A 16,662-nucleotide genomic window follows, 5' to 3' on the forward strand; every position below is an offset into this window, starting at 1 on the left:
GGAGCTCCGCGCGGATCTCGTCGGGAAAGTGATGTCACACCCATCATGACAGGTCAGAGGCTGTTTTCGTAGGAGGAACGGCACAGCTGACCAGCCTTGTTCGGCCTTCTCCGGACACCCAGAATCTCCGTTATGAATCACTCGGGGAAAGTCGATCAGGACGACATCGTGCGAGCGCGGAATGTGCTGCTCGCGTCGGGACGCCGCACGCCGCGCGAGGAAGTCGATGCCTACCGGGTGCTCGCTCAGGTCAGCCCCGCCCCGTACCTGCCGCTCTTGGCCGGGGCGCTGCAACGTCTGAGTTACGACAGCGGCTCCGGCAAGAAGCATGTGGCCCGCCTCGCGCTGCGCGAGGAGGCGGTGGCCGCGGCGCGGTCCATCGATCCGGCGGAACCTGCCCGTGGGGACGTGTTGTACGGGGCCCTCGACGCGTGCCAGACAGAGCTGTACTGCCTGGGCCGAGGCGCCGAGGGTCTCGCCATGCGCGCCGAGATGCTCGCCATCGGCCGTGCGCAGGCCGAACTGTCCGGAGACCCGGTGGTCAAAGGGCTGCGTCTGTGGGCTGCCGGACTTTCCGAGGCAGGCCGGTATGCCGAGGCTGCCGATGCCATGACCGACTTGGTCGCGGCGATCCTGCCCGGCGGGCCCGACAGTGGGACTCTCGCCTGGTCACTCCTGGACTGGACCGCCGCTCTCCGTCACGCCGGGCGGTCCGGCGAAGCACTCGCCGCGTTCGAGACGCTCGTCAGCATGGAAGCGGCCGAAGCCGCGAGCGACCGCGGCCCGATGGCCTGCCATCTCTACTCGCTCATCGGGTACGCGCAGATGCTGGACACCTACGGCCGGGGTGGGCAGGCGGCCCTCGTGCGGCAAGAGGCGCTCGCGTTGCTGACGGAGTTGGCCGATACCGGTGAGCGGAGCTCCTGGAGTGGCTACCAGGCATCGTTCTGGGCGGTGCTGCTGACCTTCTCCGGCGCCGAAAGCGATCGGCCCGCCGCGGACGGACCGCGTCCGCCTTCGGGTGCGGCGCCCATGCAGTGGTCGCCCGATGCCAAGCGGCGCTACTTCGACAGCCGTCATGCCCTCCGCGAAGAGGTGGACGCCCTTTCTCCGCGAGCCGCCGCGGATCCGGACCAGCATCTGGCCGAACTGGTCCGCCTGCATCGCGTCCTCACCATCCGCTCCGCCGTCCACCGGGAGAACCGCACCCATCTGTTCGCGGAGCGAGTGCGCTCCCTGTTCGACGAGGGAGTGGGCCTGGCCCGCCGGCTGTCTGAGCACGACCCGGCAGAGGGAACACGAACACTGGCCAGGATCCTGATCGACCGATCGACCTTCCACACCGCCGCCCGAGAGTTCAAACCCGCCCTCGATGACTTCCGCCAAGCCCTGAGCTACCTGGGGGAGGCCCACTGACCCGAGCCAGGCCAACGTCCGACGTCCGCCCCAGGACTCGTACACACAAGCGGCGGCGAGCCCCATGCTGCAGGCTTTGTTCAGCAGTAGTGGTTCTGGCTCAGATTCCGTGGTCTGGCTACTGAGCGTTCGGGTGCCCATGAAGTTGGGCTCGGAGCGAGTGGGCTATTTGGTCTGCCTGGTCAGCTGTTACTCGCTCCTGCTCCGGTCGCCGAAGCAGCTCGAAAATGCCCGGCCCACGATGCTCTGGTTGTAGATCTGCCATGCGCGGAACGATATGGAAGTGCACGTGCGCGAAGCCTTCGGCCTCGGCGAATTGGACGACGTAGGTCTTGGCGCAACCAGTCATGCTCTGGAGAGCCCGGGAGAGCTTGACCTGCCACACTCCTAGGGCAGATGCCTCAGCGTTGGTGAGGTCATGAACCGCGGCAACGTGGCGTCGAGGCAGCAGCACCAGCCAGCCGGGCACTGCGGTGTTGAAGGCGTGGGCCACCCGCCAGTGCTGGTCATATACCACGCACTCGCGTGGTGGGAGGTTGTCGAAATCTGCTTCCTTGCTGCATGTGTAGCAGTCGGGAGTCGTCATGAACTGAGATCGTAGAACTGTCTCTCTGCGAAACGCCTGTCGGCCTCAGTCACCAGTCACCAGTCACCAGTCACGCCAGGAGAACTCTTTTCCGAAGGAGTTGGAACCCGGCACGTCCGAACATCTGGCGCTTGAACATCTTGATTCGGTTGACGTGTTCCTCGACGACGCCGGAGTTCCAGGGCAGGGTGAGGCCGGCGATGACGGCGTCGCCGTCTCGGTCGATGCCTGCGGCAAGGGTGTGGAGGCCGGGCAGGTCGTCTCGGCGGACCGCGTCGAGCCACTCAGAGCGGGTGGCCCTGGTGCTCGGTGAGAATCTGGGCGAAGGACCGGACATGTTCGGTGAGCGCATCCAGCTCGGGACAGTGGGCCAAGACGGCCTTGAGGCGGAGCTGTTCCACCTCGGTGAGGGAGTCGGGGTGCCTCAGTATCCAGCCGACGACGGTGCGGGGCGACGGCGGGGACGCGGGGAGTGGGACTGCCGAGAGACGCTTGGTACGGAAGGAGGCGCGAACTCGCTGGTAGCTACCGGTGTAGCCGAGTGGCACGATCTCCTCCCCCACCTTCCAGACGTTGGTGCAGCCCTGGTTCCAGCGGTCGTCCACATAAGGCTTGAACTCATCCAAGACCGAGGGGCGGCCCCGCCACTGGCCGTGGAAGAGGTCTTCCGGGGTGACAGCGTCAGCGAGGAGCTTGACGGTGCGGTAGGTCATGCCGAGCTGGCGTTGGATCGCGCGGCGGCTGTGGCCGACGGCCAGCAGCGCGTGAACGGCGGCGTGATTGGCTCGTGTCCGGTCGGCGAACCGGTGGCCGTAGGCCACGGGGAGCCAGGAGTATCCGTGGGTTCTTCGGGCTCCTGGACCTGCCCGGGTGGCTCGGGCGCCCTGTGCAGTCAACAGACGCCGTGGTCTGCAACGCACCGCTCGGCGGCTTCGCCAAGGTCGTGCCACAGATACCAGCGATCAGCGGCCTGCACCGCCTGGGGCGCCCCAGGCGGTGGCGCCCTCGGCGAAAAACGGCGCCCGGTCCCGACAGACCACCTCGATGCCTGGCCGCTCGGCCGGCCAAGCCGCCAGGCTCGACGCCTCCCGGTCGGGCAGCAGGCCCATGCGACGCCGCGTCTCGACATCGACCAGCACCGTGCCCTAGTGACGGCCTTTGCGAGTCGCGTACTCATCGACGCCGACCACCTGCGGCGCTGGTAAGTCCGGTTCGGGCAGTGCCGCGACCAGCCACAGCACGGTGCTGCGCTGACGGACACCCCGAAGACGCTGGCCATCTGGGCACCCGCCCGCAGTACTACAGACCTCGATCCGTACCTTCTCGTTCGTCACACCCACCGCCAGCACCGACACGTCCGCGGGCGACGGAAACAGCAGCTCCTTCAGCCGGAGCACCATCTCTTCCACGGACCCGAACTGTCAGCCACTCAAGATGGCCACTGATCAATTTCGGGCAACTTCCCGAAGCCCGCACGACGGTCAACCGTCACTCACCGTGGCGACGTCACGGAATCTGAGCCAGAACCGGAACTCGTCGACAAACGCTGTCCTTACAAGTTGACGAAGCCAGGCTCGGCTGATCGGCATGCGGAGCCGACGTCAGGGGCTCGTGAGGATGACGAGTCGCTGGGTGGCTCGGGTCATCGCGACATAGCGGTCGACCGCTCCTTCGATGCCCTTGCCGAACGTCTCCGGGTCGATGAGGACTACCAGGTCGAACTCAAGCCCCTTCGACAGTTCCGGGGTCAGCGACCGCACGCGGGACGTCGTCCGGAATGCGGGATCGCCGATGACGCAGGCGACCCCGTCGGCATGTGCGTCGAGCCAGGTGTCCAGGACCGAGTTCAGATCCGCGGTGGATCCATGGAGGACGGGCACGTCGCCGCCGCGGATGGAGGTCGGCACGTTGGCGTCCGGGAGCACGGCGCGGATGACCGGCTCCGCTTCCGCCATGATCTCTTCCGGTGTCCGGTAGTTGATGCTCAGGGAGGCCAGGCTGATCCGGCCGAGCCCGACCCGCTCAAGCCGTTCCTGCCACGTCTCCGTGAACCCGTGCCGGGCCTGGGCACGGTCCCCGACGATGGTGAAGCTCCGGGACGGGCACCGGAGCAGCAGCATCTGCCACTCCGCGTCGGTCAGTTCCGGGGCCTCGTCCACGACGACGTGCGCGAACGGGCCCGCCAGCCGGTCCGGCTCGGTGCCGGGCGCTGCGGCCCCGTCGGCCAGGGCGTCCCGAATGTCCCGTCCGTGCAGCATCGTCACCGCGCCTTCGCCGTCGTCATCGGCCTCGATCAGGGCGTCGACTACGTAGGCCATGTGCTCGCGTTCGGCGCCGACAGCGGCGTCGTGCCGACGCTTGCGTCGCGACGCTTCCGGATCGCCGACCCGCTGTCGTGCCGCGTCCAGGATCGGCAGGTCGGACACCGTCCATGCCTGGGCGTCCTCGCGCCGCAGCCGCTGCATGTCCTCGCGGCTGAGCCAGGGAGCGCACATGCGCAGGTAGGCGGGTACCGACCACAGGTCTCCGACGAGGTCCGCCGCTTCGAGCAGCGGCCACGCGCGGTCGAAGGCCGTGAGCAACTCCCGGTCGCACAGCAGCGACTTGCGGAGCAGGTCGGCCGAGCCGTCGCCGTCGTACTTGGCCATCAGGATCGTGAGCAGTTCCTCCCAGACCTGGTCGCGTGCCTCGTTGTGCGGCGCACCGGGTCCCGCTGACGCGAAGACCACGGCCCAGTCGTCGGCGCTCAGCCGGATGTCGGACCACTGGGTCGTGACCGTCATCCCCTTGGTGGGCGGCTCCTCGTAGAACCTGACGGCCGTCTCGATCGCCTTCACCAGATCCGCGGACGACTTCAGGAGGGCCACGTCCGGGTCGGTCTCGGTCGTCGCCGCGGCTCCCTCGGCGACGAGGTCGCGCAGGGTGCGGGTCTGCACGCCCTCCTCTCCGAGGCTGGGGAGGACATCGGCGACGTAGCCCAGGTAGGGCTGGTGCGGACCGACGAACAGTACGCCGCCCCGGCGGTGACCGAGGCGAGGGTCGGAGTAGAGGAGGTAGGCGGAGCGGTGCAGAGCGACGACGGTCTTGCCCGTACCCGGACCGCCGTCGACAACGAGCGCGCCGCGGGATCCCGCGCGGATGATGGCGTCCTGGTCGGCCTGGATGGTGCCGAGCACATCGCGCATCCGTGGCGACCGGTTGCTGCCCAGGCCGGCGATGAACGCGGACTGGTCGTCCAGCGCGGCGTGCCCGGCTACGGGCCGACCGGCACCAACGGCACGCCGACACCGGCCAGCCGCCGCGCGAAGTCCTCGTCCGGCGGCGCGCACACCCGCACCTCCGCGCCGAGCGCCCGCAACCGCACCGCGAGACCCACCAGCGGTTCGACGTCTCCGCGCGGCCCATACGTAGACAACAGCACGCGCATTGACTGACTCTCCCGTTTCCGCAGGTTCTGGCTTTCCGCAGGTTCTGGCCTCGGCCGACGATTCTGCGGCATCACCGGGGCCTTGCCGCAAGGCCCCCTGTGCGCTATACGTTGAGAGTGGAAAGGAGTGGGTGCTCCCCCTTTCCCGATCTCGTCCACTGCGGACGGACCCCCTTCCTCCTCCTGAGCGAAGCAGCGCCGCGCCGACGCGTGGTGACGCGGCGCGGGTCACCGGCTGACGTCGGGGTCCTTCACCACCGTGGTGGGCGGCGTCCGCGACGCGCGGAATCCGGCCGGCGTGCAGTTCGCCTGCCGCAGGCGGAACGGGTGTCCGAGATGGTGCTGAAGCCGGGCGCGGCGGAACTGATAGACCGCACCGGTTCGGCGCAGCACGCCTCGGCGGTAGGCGTCGTCGAGGAAGGCGCCCGTGTTCCAGGGCAGTTCTCCGGTGAGCGGCAGCCAGATGCGGACCAGGATCAGCCACTGCCCCCACGCGGTGAAGCACAGTGCGTACGAGAGGGCACCGCCGAGCCCTCCGACGGCTCCGATGAGGATCCCGTTCGGCAGGCTCCAGCTCATCGGCCCGAATTCGGCACGGCGGAGATTCGCGTGGCCGTCCTGGCCACGGAGCTCAACCTCACCGGCGCGTGGTGCGCGGTGAGCAGCTTCACCCCGTCCGGCACCGGCCGGTGTGCACCGGCTACGGGTCCTATGCCGACAGTGACGCGCTCTTCGGCTCCCCGTACCCCGTCCTCGACGCGGACCGCGTCTGGAAAGCGGTCAACCCCGCCGCCCCGGCCAACCTCGCCGCTCCGACCGGGACCGGTGTCACGCTCTGCACCAGTAGTCAGGGACCCATCGGTCACTTCACCGAGATCGCCGCCAAGACGGTCAAGGACCGCCTGGACGGGCTCGTGCTCCCCAGTCCGCCTCATCAACTACGGCAACGGCTTCACGCCGGCTCCCACGTGCGACGGCGGCCACAACTACGGCTGCTGGGCCCCGCGCTCGCCGACTACATTCCGTACCTCGCGACCGAGTTCGCCACAGCGAGCCGACCTCGCGGAGCCGCGCCACGCGGTTCCCCTGAAAGACGCCGGACCGATCACCGGGGTGAGTTCCCTCGGACACGTCCGGTACGGGGAGGAGACGCGCGAGACTGGGTGCATGTCTCTTCCCCGTACCGAGTGCCCCGAGCCCGGGTGCGGCCGCGATGTCGCGGTCAGCCGCAAGGGTCTCGTCTACCGCCACGATCCGGCGTCGGGCAGGACCGCGGAGCTGAAGTCGTGCCCCGGGAGCCTGAAACCGGTCCGCGCCCCGGAGGGCGACCCGGTGCTGTTCGTGACCCCGAGGATGCCGGAGCCGGCCCGGCTGTTCTGACCCCGCGGGGCCCGGCTGTTCTGACCCCGCGGGCCCGTCCCGTGCCCAGCGCGAACGCCTTCCGTCGCGCTGGGCACAGTTGTCCCGGGCGTGCGGTCAAACAGGGCCTGGAGATCATCGGGCGCCGGGCCCCTTCTTCGACGCGCTCAGCCCGCGAACCGGGCCATCCATGCCTCGACGTCGTCCGCCGACCGCGGCAGGCCCGCCGAAAGGTTCTCGTTGCCGTCGTCGGTGACGACCAGGTCGTCCTCGATCCGGACGCCGATGCCGCGCCACTCCTCGGGCACCGTGAGATCGTCCGGCTGGAAGTACAGTCCCGGCTCGACGGTGAGCACCATGCCCGGCTCCAGGACACCGCCGACGTACTCCTCGTGCCGGGCCTGCGCGCAGTCATGGACGTCCAGGCCGAGCATGTGACCGGTGCCCGCCATGGTGAAGCGGCGCTGGAGGCCGAGTTCGTACGCGCGGTCGGCGGGGCCTTCGATGAAGCCCCACTCGACCAGCCGGGCCGCCAGGTGGCGCTGGGAGGCCTCGTGGAAGTCGCGGTAGGCGGCGCCCGGCTTGACGGCGGCGATGCCGGCCTCCTGCGCCTCGTACACCGCGTCGTAGACCTTGCGCTGCAGCGGGGTGAAGGTGCCGCTGATCGGAAGAGTGCGCGTGACGTCGGCGGTGTAGAGGGTGTGTGTCTCCACGCCGGCGTCGAGCAGGAGCAGGTCCCCCGCTCGCACCGGACCGTCGTTGTCCGTCCAGTGCATGATCGTGGCGTGTTCGCCCGCCGCGCAGATCGAGCCGTAGCCGACGGCGTTGCCCTCAAGGCGTGCGCGGCGGAAGAACGTGCCCTCGATCCATCGCTCGGACGACGCGATCGCCCGGGAGAGCTCACCGATCACATCGGTGAATCCGCGCACGGTGGAGTCCACGGCCTTGCGGAGCTCGGCGATCTCCCAGTCGTCCTTGACGAGGCGGAGGTCGCTGAGCGCCTCTTCCAGTTCGGCGTCGCGCTCCTCCTCGGTGGTGACCGCGGTCTCCAGGGACGGGTCGATCCCGCGGACGATCCGGGTCGGCGCAGCGGTGGCGGCGGCCAGGTCACCGGCCGCCGTGCGGACGTCGCGGCAGGGCAGACCGAGCACGAGCTGCGACTCGGCGAGGGAGCGGCGCCGGCCCATCCACAGCTCCGCCGTGGGGCCGGTCCAGAATTCGTCGTTGTTCCTGCTGTCCCGCGGCAGCTGGTAGCAGTAGGCGTCGTGGCCGCCGTCGGCGCGGGGTTCGAGGACGAGGGCGCCGTCCCGGGCCTGGTCCCCGGTCATATGCACATAGCCCGAGTACGGGCGGAACGGGTAGGCGTCGTCGTTCGACCGGACCTTGAGGTTTCCCGAGGGAATCACGAGGCGTTCGCCCGGGAAGCGCGCGGAGAGCGCGGCGCGGCGGCCGGCCGCGTACGGGGCCTGCTCGGCGAGCCGCAGGTCGTGCCGCTCGGTGTCCGCCCACCCTGTCCGCATCAGAGCGGACAGTTCCTCGGAGATCCCTGAGTAGAGACCGTTCTTTCGGCCTTTCGCCACGTCGTACGCCTTCCTGTGGGGTGAGTGCCTCAGCGGCGAGGGGCTGCGGGAACCGCGCGGACCGCTTCCGTTCGCGGTGCGTCCAGGGCGCCCTCGCTGCCGCCGGTCGTCGACGGCTTCCGGACGGTATCGCGCACCGTGAGCGTTCGGTGCCGAGGACCGCCACTGGCACGGATCCGCCAAAACCCCGGCGGAGCCGTCGATAATGTGGCCCATGACGAACGTGAAACTCGGCGAGGCCCTGCGGCTTCTGGGAATCGATCACGCGGCGGTCCGGGTCTATCTGGCACTGCTGGAGCTGGCCCCCGCGCCGCTGAGTGCGATCGGAACCGCGGCGGGTCTGGACGGTGCGGATCTCGCCGCGTCGTACGGCACGCTGGTCGACGCCGGGCTGGCCAGTGCCGCCGAGGCGGGCGAGGACGTGGTGGCGCCGGTTCCGCCCACCGCGGGCCTGGAGATCCTCGCCCGGCACCGGGCGGCCGAGGTCGAGGAGTCGCGCATCGCCGTCGGGGGCGCGTTCGAGTCGTTCCGGCGGCAGCGGCTCGCCGCGTACAACGACCATCTCGTCGAGGTCGTCACCGGCGACGCCATCGGTCCCAGGATCCGTCACGCCTGGGCGAGTGCCCGCGACCGGATCCGGCAGTTCGAGTCACCGCCGTACTTCCCCCTGCCGGGGGCCACGGACGACGCGCTGGCCACACTCGCCCGCGGTGTGACGCAGCGCGTCGTGTACTCGCGGGAGTCGCTGGAGCATCCGGGCCACCTGAAAGACGTCATCGAGCCATGCATCAAGGCCGGTGAGCAGGCGAGGGTGCTGCCGTCGGTGCCGGTCAAGCTCGTGATCATCGACGAGGCGTACGCACTCGTGTCGTTGTCGATCAAGGAGGCCGACGTGCACAACACCATGCTGGTCGTGCAGCCGTGCGGTCTGCTCTCCGCGCTCGTGGCACTGTTCGAGCAGTCGTGGCAGAACGCCCTGCCGTTCCACGGCCGCACCACCCGGCCGGGCGGTCTGCCCGCCGCCGACCGCCGGCTGCTGTGGCTCCTCGCGGGCGGCGCGAGCGACGATGTCATCGCCCGCGAGCTGGGAATCAGCCGCCGTACGCTGTTCCGCCGCCTGCAGATCCTGATGGCGCGGCTGGGCGCCGCCAACCGCTTCCAGATGGCCCTGCAGGCACAGCGCTCCGGCTGGTTGTGACCGGCCCGCCGACGGGCGAGGCCGCTCCCGGGACGGAGTGGCCGCCGACGGCTGTTCGAGGGTGTCGGCGGCCGTACGAAGGTGTCGCGAGCCGTGCGAGGGTGTCGGCGGCCGTGCGAGGGAGCGGAAGGAGCGCCTCTGCTTTCGGCCAATCATGGGGCCGGGGAGTGTCGCGCGAACGATGTGTGAGCGGACCGGCCCCGGCCGGACCTCAAGATCGCGCCGAGCACGGGCCGGTCACCGGCTCACGGAAGCGGAGGTCCACCGTTCGCCTCCGAGAACGCGGGGAAGCCGACTCCCGTGAGTGGCGGCACCGTCGATCCGTACGGTCCGGGGACGGCCCACTCCCGAAACATGACCTCTTTCCGCGCCGCATCGCCCGCCGGACACCCGAGGTGAGAGCACACGGGAGCCTCGGCGCCGTCCCCGCGCGCGTGCGTGGCGCGGCCGGGCGGGGCGCCCGGCACAGGGCGATCGGTCGTGTGCCGGAGCGAATTCACCGGGGGTGGCGCCGGAGCCTTCCGCCGCACATCACGCGCTGCCGTACGGCCGTGGGCCGGTAAGCGGCACACGACCCCTCGGGCTCGTACAGGGATCAGGTCTACGGCCGGATTGCGCCGTGGGGCCGGTAATTCCGCACCCCGTACTGGCCTTGTGGCGCTCGGTAACGCCTGGCTAGGCTCCGGCTCGTTTCAATTCCTTGGCATTTTCTTCAAGTTCTGGACGAGTCGTGAACAACTACCGGTCGTCACCGCATGCGGAGAGGGGGCGTGGATGGCAGGGACGTCGGCGTCCCGGGCGGACAACAGCCCGGCCACTCCGCCCGCGGCCGAGCCCCGTGCTCTGCCCCGCGATGTGCGCCTCTTCTGGTGGGCCAGCACCGCCGATGCCCTCGGGAGCCAGACCTCGGGCATCGTACTTCCCCTGCTGCTGCTCACACTGGGGTACTCGCCCGCCGCGGTCGGTCTGATCGCGGGTGCGTCCACGGCCCTGGGAATGGTACTGGGCCCGCTGGCGGCGGTCCCCGCCGACCGGGGGGCCCGCAAGACGGTGATGCTGTGGTCCGCGAGCGGGGCCGCTCTCGCCATGGCGACCGTGTCCGTCACCGTGGCGTTAGGACGGCCGCCCCTGGTCCTGCTGCTGTGCGCCGTGCTCGTGGAACGCCTTTGCACCGCCTCCTACGAAGCCGCCTCGCGCGGAACGGTCGCCATGATCTGCCCGCCGGATGGCTACCCCCGCCTCGTGGCCCGGTTACAGGTGGGAGACAACGTCGCCCTGGTCCTGGGGCCCCTGCTCGGGGGCGCGCTCTACCAGGTGAACCGCGCCCTGCCCTTCGTCGCCGACGCCCTGTCCTACGCGGTGACCGCCGTCTGCATCCGGTTCATGCGTGCGGATCTGCGTGCCCCCGCCACGGCGGACACCAAGGCCGCGACAGCCCTCACGGACGGGCCCGAGGGCGGGACACCCGGCGCGGCAGGTCCCCACGGCAGTGGCGACGGCCGGGAGCGGCACGCCCGCCGGCTTCGCCGCACGGAGCTGCTCGCCGAAGTCGGCGCCGGGCTGCGCCTGGTGGGTTCCTCCCCGCTGCTGCGCCTGGTCATGCTGTGGACCGCCGTCGTGAACGGGGCGCTGTCCGCCCTCTACTTCGGGGTGCTGTTCTCCCTCAGGCACGACGGCCACAGCGGGTCCGCGACCGGCGTGGTCCTGGCCGTGTCCGGGGCGGCGGGCATCGCGGGCGCGCTCGCGGCACCCGCGCTGGCCGGCCGACTCGGTGCCACGCGCACCTTCCTCGCGGTGACCTGGCTGCTCGTGCCGCTCACCGCGGGTCTGGCAGCGACCCGTTCGCCATGGGCCTTCGCCACATTGTTCGGCACGGTGTGCCTGATCCTGCCCGCGGCCACCGTCGTCCTCCAGTCCAGGACCATCGCCACTACTCCGCCGCACCTCCAGGCACGGGCCGGGGCCGTTCTGGCCGCCGCCGCGGGCGCCGCCGCCGCACTGGGGCCCGCGGCGGCGGGGCTGCTCGCCTCACGGGCGGGCACCGCCGGTCCGGCCCTCGGGTGCGCGGTGGCCCTCATCGCCCTTGCCGCGTATACGAGTTCGGCCCATCCGCGTACGCTCAGGAGCACCGGGAGCACCTCGTGACGGGCCCCTCAGCCGCCGATTCCGGGAGCAGCCGCACGGCGGTCGAAGCACCCCCTCCCTACCTGGTCTCCCGGGACGCGCTGCCCGAGGTGTGCGCGACGGATCCGCTCCGGATGGTCTTCACCGCCGACGCGGGGGGCCGTTGCGAGGTCTTCACCTGGGACGCCAGGGCCGCCGCAGCCCGGCAGGTGACCGACCACCCCTTGGGCACGTTCCACGGTTCCATCGACGGCGACGCCCATGTGTGGTGGTTCGAGGAGGACACCCACGGGGTGGGCCGTTGGAAGTTCCAGCCCTTCGACGGCGGGCCAGCGCGGGACGGCCTGCTCGGCGTTCCCGCCGGTCCGGCGCGTGGTCTGAGCGTGAGCCGCGCCGGCACCGTCGCGGTCGCCCTTGGCGACGCGGAGGGCACCACCGTGCACTACGGGCAACGCGGCGGCGAGGCCCGTCCGGTGACCCGCCTCCCCCATCACGCCACCCTGACCGGGATCACGGCCGCCGGTGACCTGCTCGCGGTGAGCGCGCAGGCCCGCTCCACGAACGCGGTCACCGTCCTCCGCACCGACGGCACCCGCTGCGCCGTGCTGTCCGAACCCGGTGGAGCCCTGTGGTCCCTCGGGTTCGGGTCCCGTACCGGGCAGCGGGATCTGCTGCTGATACGGGAGTGGCAGGGACGCTACCTGCTCGCCACCTGGTCCCCGGGGCAGCCGATCGTCACCCACGAGTGGTGCGCGTTCGACACGGAGATCACCGGGCGCTGGTGCCCGGACGGCCGCGCCGTGCTGATCCGCCAGGACCGGCACGGCCGCAGCATCCTGCACCGTGCCGACCTCACCGCCCGCACGCTGACCGTGCTGCCCACCGACCCCGGCACCCTGCTGGACGCCTCCGAGCACGTGAACGGCGACGTCCACACGCTCTGGACCAGTACCGCCACGCCGCCGCGCGCGCTCTCCACCGCCGGCACGCCGCTGCCCTCCGCCGCGCGCCTCGCCCCGCGGGTACCCGGCGTGCCCCACGATCTGTGGACTCCGGGCCCCGACGGACCGGTGCACACCCTCGTCACCCTGCCCGAGGGGACGTCCGCACCCACGCCCACGGTGTTCCTCGTCCACGGCGGCCCCGCCGACCACGACCGCGATGCCTACGACGGCGCCGTGCACTCCCTGGTGGCTTCCGGGTTCGCCGTCGCCCGGGTCAACTACCGCGGCTCCACCGGGTACGGGCCCGCGTGGCGGGGCGCGATGACGGAGGGCGTCGGACTCACCCAGGTCGCCGACCTCGCGGCGGTCCGTGCGGACCTGGTCGCGCGCGGCTGGGCCGACCCGCGGGCACTCGCCCTCTGGGGCACGTCCTGGGGCGGGTACCTCGCCCTGCTGGCGCTGGGCACCCGGCCCGGCCTGTGGCAGGCGGGCGTCGCCGTGAAACCGGTCGCCCATCTCGCCCATGCCCACGCGACCACCACGCCCGCCCTGCGGGCTCTGGACGAGCGGCTTTTCGGAGGGACGCCGCAGGACCTCCCCGAGGTCTACGCGCGGAGCTCGCCGCACACCTACGTCCCGCACCTCGACGCGCCGCTGCTGCTCGTCGCGGCGACGCACGACGTGAAGTGCCCACCCGGCCAGATCCGGGAGTACCTGGACGAGCTGACCACCCACCACAAGCGGCACGAGGCGCTCTGGCTGGACACCGGCCACGACGGATACGACGGGCGGGACCACGTGAACGTTCTGCGCGGTGCCCTCGTCTTCCTCGACCGCGAACTGCGCGGCCGTCCGCGCACCACCCCCACAGCGCCCCCCGCCACCCGGCGGGGGGAGTCCGTCCGGCCGACGGGCGATTCCGCACCGGCCGCGAACGGCACACCGTAACGCCTCACGGAAAGGCAGACCCATCATGCAGAAGGACATCATCAACAACGACCCGCTCACGGGTGACGAGGAAAGCCGCAAGCCGGGCATCGCCATCACCATCACGGTTCCCATCCGCAACGCCGAGGACTCGGACAACGAGAGCTAGTCCTCATGGGGCCGGCCCGGTGCCCCGCGCACCGGGCCGGCCCTCCCCTCCGGACCCCCGGTCCCTCCGGACCGCCGGACCGTCCCGGGGTCCGGACCCTCGGACCGTCCCGAGTGCCTTGGTGCCCCCGCACGTCCCCGCCCCGCCGCCGCGACGCCACCGCAAGGAGCCCCCGTGCGTGTTCTGCTGGTCAATATGCCCTGGTCGCCCATCGATCTTCCGTCACTCGCCCTGGGGATCCTCAAGCGCAGCGTGGACGAGCGTGTTCCCGGGGCCTCGGCGACGGTGCTCCACGCCAACCTGGAATTCACCGACTGGATCACCTCACGCACCGAGTTCACGGCCGACGACTACGAGTACTACGCCCTCTCCTCGTACTTCATGGGCTGCGGCGACTGGGTCTTCTCCTCGGCCCTCTACGACGACCCCTCCTGGCGCGAGGCGGAGTTCACCGAGGCCATGCGCACCCGGTTGAAGAAGTCCCGTATCAAGATGTCCCACGAACTGCACCGTCTGGCCCCGGACTTCGTCGCGGAGATAGCCCAGCGGATCGTCGACGAGGAACCCGACGTCGTCGGGTTCACCTCCACGTTCCAGCAGAACACCGCGGCACTGGCCGCCGCCAAGCACGTGAAGCGGCTCGCCCCGCACATCAGGACGGTCATGGGCGGCGCCAACTGCGACGCCGAACAGGGGGCGGCCCTGCACCGCAACTTCCCCTTCGTCGACTATGTCGTGCGGGGCGAGGGAGAGGCCGCCTTCCCCGAGTTGCTCAACGCGCTCGCCACGGGGGAGAGCCCGGCCGGGGTGTCCGGTCTGTGCCACCGGACGGACGACGGGGTGAGCACCGTGAACGCCATGGCATCGAGCCCGCTGCCGCCCGCGACCATCCTGGCGCCCGACTACAGCGGCTACTTCGAACGGCTGGCCTCCTCCGCCGCCCGCAACTGGGTCGAGCCGAAGCTCGTCGTCGAAGGAGCGCGCGGCTGCTGGTGGGGCGAGAAGCACCACTGCACCTTCTGCGGACTCAACGGCTCCTTCATGCAGTTCCGCAGCAAGAGCCCCGATGTCTTCTACGACGAGATCATGGAACTGGCGCGCAAGCACCGGGTGCTCGACATGTACGTGGTCGACAACATCCTCGATATGGGCTATCTCTCCACCGTGCTGCCCCGCATCATCGACAGCGGGTACGACCTGCGGCTGCACATCGAGATCAAGGCCAACATGCGGCGCAGCCAGCTGCGCACTCTGTCCGACGCCGGCCTCATCTACGTGCAGCCCGGCATCGAGAGCCTCAACAAGCGCGTCCTGGACCTGATGGACAAGGGCGTCAGTGGCTGCCAGAACGTCCGGATGCTCCGGGACGGAGCGGAGACGGGGCTGTCCATCTCGTGGAACTACCTCCATGGCTTCCCCGGGGAGAGCCCGCAGGACTACGAAGCGGTCATCGGCCAGATTCCGGCGCTGGAGCACCTCGACCCGCCTGTCGATCTCTCCGCGCGGATCGCGATCGAACGTTTCAGCCCGTACTTCAACAAGCCGGAACTGGGGTTCTCCGGGCTTCGGCCCGAGGCGCACTACCGCTTCACCTACGACCTGCCGGAAGAGGAACTGTACGACCTCGCCTACGTCTTCGAGGCACCCAAGCGGGGGATCGGCGAGACCACCGTCTCGGCTCTCAACGATGCTCTGGCGCTCTGGAAGGAGCACCACGCCGACGCCCGCCTCACCCAGGCGGACCTCGGTGACCGGATCATCCTCGTCAGCAGGCGGCGCGCCTTCGACTGGCGGGTCATGGAACTGTCCGACCCCTTCGAGATCGCGGTCTTCCGCCTGCTGGACCAGCCCCACGCACCGGCCTCGCTCCTTCGCAAGGCGACGGTACGGGTGCCCGGCCACACCCGTACCGAGGCGGACGTCGACGCGCTGCTGGCCCACTGGCAGGAGCGCGGGCTGCTGTTCACCGACGGCGGCCACTATGTGCACCTCGCCCCGTCCGCCGTGAACGAGGACCTGCTGCGCCTGGGCTTCATGCGCACCGCGCACGCGGCGCCCGCACCCGATTCCCCGCCGGAGTCCGACTCCGGGGCCGAGCGCGGAACGGACAGCGGCGCCCAGGCGGACCGCGACGCCGTCCTTGCCTGACGTCCCCGCTCCCCGTTCGTTGCTCCCCCCGCTCCTCCCTGCCCCCTGACCCGCTGACCCGCCCGATGTGGGCGAAACCCGACGAGCCGGAGACCCCCTGCCATGGACTCAGCCCTCGACACCACCGCGGACACCCTGCGCGTCACGGCCTGGCGCGACTACGACGAAGCCGCCTGTGCCCTGCCCGGCATGTTCCTGGGCGAACTCGATCTGACCGGCCCCGTGGCGCTGGAGAGCGACCGGCTCTGGGATCTCGGCGTCCGCCGCGTCATCCTGCCCGCCGCCGTGGACCTCACGGCTACGGGGGACCTCGACAGCGCCCGCCGCACCGTGCGGGCGCTCAGCCTGGTGCGGGACCTCACCGCCCGCGCCGTGCTCGTCGAGTGGGACCTCCGGCTGGACCCCGCGCGCCCGGACGACTGGCTGACCCTCAGTCACCTCCAGCCGCCCCGGACCCTGCACGGGGCACCTGACCCGCTCGCCACGCTCACCACCTGGCGCAACGGCCACTACCTGGGCAAATGCCTGTGGCGCAACGGCCCCGGCTTCCTCCAGATCCGCGATCGCCGCTGGGGCAACCTCCAGCGCTTCACCGCGGACGAGCCGCACTACCGCAGCGCCGTCGAGGAGCTCTCCTACGGGGCTCCGAGTCGGTCCGTGCCGAAGGACGCCCTGGACGACTTCACCGAGGAGAAGCTCGTCCTTCATCTCGGACCGCTGGCCTGGTGGGTCCCCTACCGTGTGAGCCGGTGGATCCAGGAACCCATGGCGATCTGAGACCGGA

Annotated in this window: 13 protein-coding genes and 3 pseudogenes; 8 read left to right on the top strand and 8 right to left on the bottom strand. The window is 70.5% G+C overall.

Features of this window, described 5'->3' with window-relative positions:
* The first annotated feature begins 132 nt into the window (after positions 1-132).
* A complete protein-coding gene (locus OG413_RS30005) occupies positions 133-1,416 on the top strand; it encodes a hypothetical protein (protein WP_266811092.1) in 1,284 nt (427 codons plus the stop codon).
* Between the two features lie 118 nt (positions 1,417-1,534).
* On the opposite strand, the gene OG413_RS30010 is transcribed toward OG413_RS30005, so the two are convergent.
* The 7 genes and pseudogenes from OG413_RS30010 to OG413_RS30040 all read right to left on the bottom strand — a co-directional run.
* Positions 1,535-2,002 (bottom strand): HIT family protein, encoded by a 468-nt coding sequence (locus OG413_RS30010; protein WP_266811094.1) that lies wholly within the window; start codon positions 2,000-2,002, stop codon positions 1,535-1,537.
* A 70-nt stretch (positions 2,003-2,072) separates the two neighbouring features.
* The gene (locus OG413_RS30015; protein ID WP_266811096.1) at positions 2,073-2,339 is read right to left on the bottom strand and encodes a transposase; all 267 of its coding nucleotides are present in this window, start codon (positions 2,337-2,339) and stop codon (positions 2,073-2,075) included.
* On the bottom strand, positions 2,287-2,823 hold the full coding sequence (locus OG413_RS30020; RefSeq protein WP_266811098.1) for a hypothetical protein: 537 nt from the start codon (positions 2,821-2,823) through the stop codon (positions 2,287-2,289). The genes OG413_RS30015 and OG413_RS30020 overlap by 53 nt, the downstream gene beginning before the upstream one ends.
* Before the next feature lie 324 nt (positions 2,824-3,147).
* Positions 3,148-3,411 carry a hypothetical protein gene (locus OG413_RS30025; protein WP_266811100.1) on the bottom strand — a complete coding sequence of 88 codons (264 nt, stop codon included), beginning with the start codon at positions 3,409-3,411 and terminating at the stop codon, positions 3,148-3,150.
* 192 nt (positions 3,412-3,603) lie between these two features.
* A pseudogene (gene helR, locus OG413_RS30030) lies at positions 3,604-5,253 on the bottom strand (RNA polymerase recycling motor ATPase HelR); the annotation flags it as partial.
* Positions 5,254-5,258: 5 nt separating this feature from the next.
* Positions 5,259-5,429: pseudogene (locus tag OG413_RS30035) on the bottom strand (glycosyltransferase); the annotation flags it as partial.
* Between the two features lie 228 nt (positions 5,430-5,657).
* Positions 5,658-6,014 (bottom strand): annotated as a pseudogene (locus OG413_RS30040) (hypothetical protein); the annotation flags it as partial.
* A gap of 582 nt (positions 6,015-6,596) precedes the next feature.
* Here OG413_RS30040 and OG413_RS30045 point away from each other — a divergent pair.
* The gene (locus OG413_RS30045; protein WP_266811102.1) at positions 6,597-6,809 is read left to right on the top strand and encodes a hypothetical protein; all 213 of its coding nucleotides are present in this window, start codon (positions 6,597-6,599) and stop codon (positions 6,807-6,809) included.
* Between the two features lie 146 nt (positions 6,810-6,955).
* Here OG413_RS30045 and OG413_RS30050 read toward each other — a convergent pair whose 3' ends face one another.
* The gene (locus tag OG413_RS30050; RefSeq protein WP_266811103.1) at positions 6,956-8,368 is read right to left on the bottom strand and encodes an aminopeptidase P family protein; all 1,413 of its coding nucleotides are present in this window, start codon (positions 8,366-8,368) and stop codon (positions 6,956-6,958) included.
* Between the two features lie 214 nt (positions 8,369-8,582).
* Between OG413_RS30050 and OG413_RS30055 the strand changes: the two genes are divergently transcribed.
* From OG413_RS30055 to OG413_RS30080, 6 genes are all read left to right on the top strand, one after another.
* On the top strand, positions 8,583-9,566 hold the full coding sequence (locus OG413_RS30055; protein ID WP_266811105.1) for a LuxR family transcriptional regulator: 984 nt from the start codon (positions 8,583-8,585) through the stop codon (positions 9,564-9,566).
* Between the two features lie 774 nt (positions 9,567-10,340).
* Positions 10,341-11,711 carry an MFS transporter gene (locus tag OG413_RS30060; protein ID WP_266811107.1) on the top strand — a complete coding sequence of 457 codons (1,371 nt, stop codon included), beginning with the start codon at positions 10,341-10,343 and terminating at the stop codon, positions 11,709-11,711.
* A complete protein-coding gene (locus OG413_RS30065) occupies positions 11,708-13,582 on the top strand; it encodes a S9 family peptidase (protein WP_266811109.1) in 1,875 nt (624 codons plus the stop codon). Before OG413_RS30060 ends, OG413_RS30065 begins: the two co-directional genes overlap by 4 nt.
* Before the next feature lie 25 nt (positions 13,583-13,607).
* Complete coding sequence (locus OG413_RS30070; RefSeq protein WP_266811111.1) at positions 13,608-13,730, top strand: hypothetical protein; 123 nt, start codon at positions 13,608-13,610, stop codon at positions 13,728-13,730.
* Between the two features lie 174 nt (positions 13,731-13,904).
* Positions 13,905-15,878: a RiPP maturation radical SAM C-methyltransferase gene (locus OG413_RS30075; protein WP_266811112.1), complete on the top strand. Its 1,974-nt coding sequence runs from the start codon at positions 13,905-13,907 to the stop codon at positions 15,876-15,878.
* Between the two features lie 102 nt (positions 15,879-15,980).
* Positions 15,981-16,655, top strand: coding sequence for a DUF5825 family protein (locus OG413_RS30080; RefSeq protein ID WP_266811114.1), 675 nt, complete (start codon positions 15,981-15,983; stop codon positions 16,653-16,655).
* The last annotated feature ends 7 nt before the right edge of the window (positions 16,656-16,662 follow it).

This window comes from Streptomyces sp. NBC_01433 (assembly GCF_026340105.1).
GTDB lineage: Bacteria > Actinomycetota > Actinomycetes > Streptomycetales > Streptomycetaceae > Streptomyces.

What these genes read in the sequence shown, in the direction of transcription:
- OG413_RS30005 (WP_266811092.1), top strand. Translation starts at nt 133, where the DNA reads ATGAATCACTCGGGGAAAGTCGATCAGGACGACATCGTGCGAGCGCGG.
- OG413_RS30010 (WP_266811094.1), bottom strand. Translation starts at nt 2,002, where the DNA reads ATGACGACTCCCGACTGCTACACATGCAGCAAGGAAGCAGATTTCGAC.
- OG413_RS30015 (WP_266811096.1), bottom strand. Translation starts at nt 2,339, where the DNA reads ATGTCCGGTCCTTCGCCCAGATTCTCACCGAGCACCAGGGCCACCCGC.
- OG413_RS30045 (WP_266811102.1), top strand. Translation starts at nt 6,597, where the DNA reads ATGTCTCTTCCCCGTACCGAGTGCCCCGAGCCCGGGTGCGGCCGCGAT.
- OG413_RS30055 (WP_266811105.1), top strand. Translation starts at nt 8,583, where the DNA reads ATGACGAACGTGAAACTCGGCGAGGCCCTGCGGCTTCTGGGAATCGAT.
- OG413_RS30060 (WP_266811107.1), top strand. Translation starts at nt 10,341, where the DNA reads ATGGCAGGGACGTCGGCGTCCCGGGCGGACAACAGCCCGGCCACTCCG.
- OG413_RS30070 (WP_266811111.1), top strand. Translation starts at nt 13,608, where the DNA reads ATGCAGAAGGACATCATCAACAACGACCCGCTCACGGGTGACGAGGAA.
- OG413_RS30080 (WP_266811114.1), top strand. Translation starts at nt 15,981, where the DNA reads ATGGACTCAGCCCTCGACACCACCGCGGACACCCTGCGCGTCACGGCC.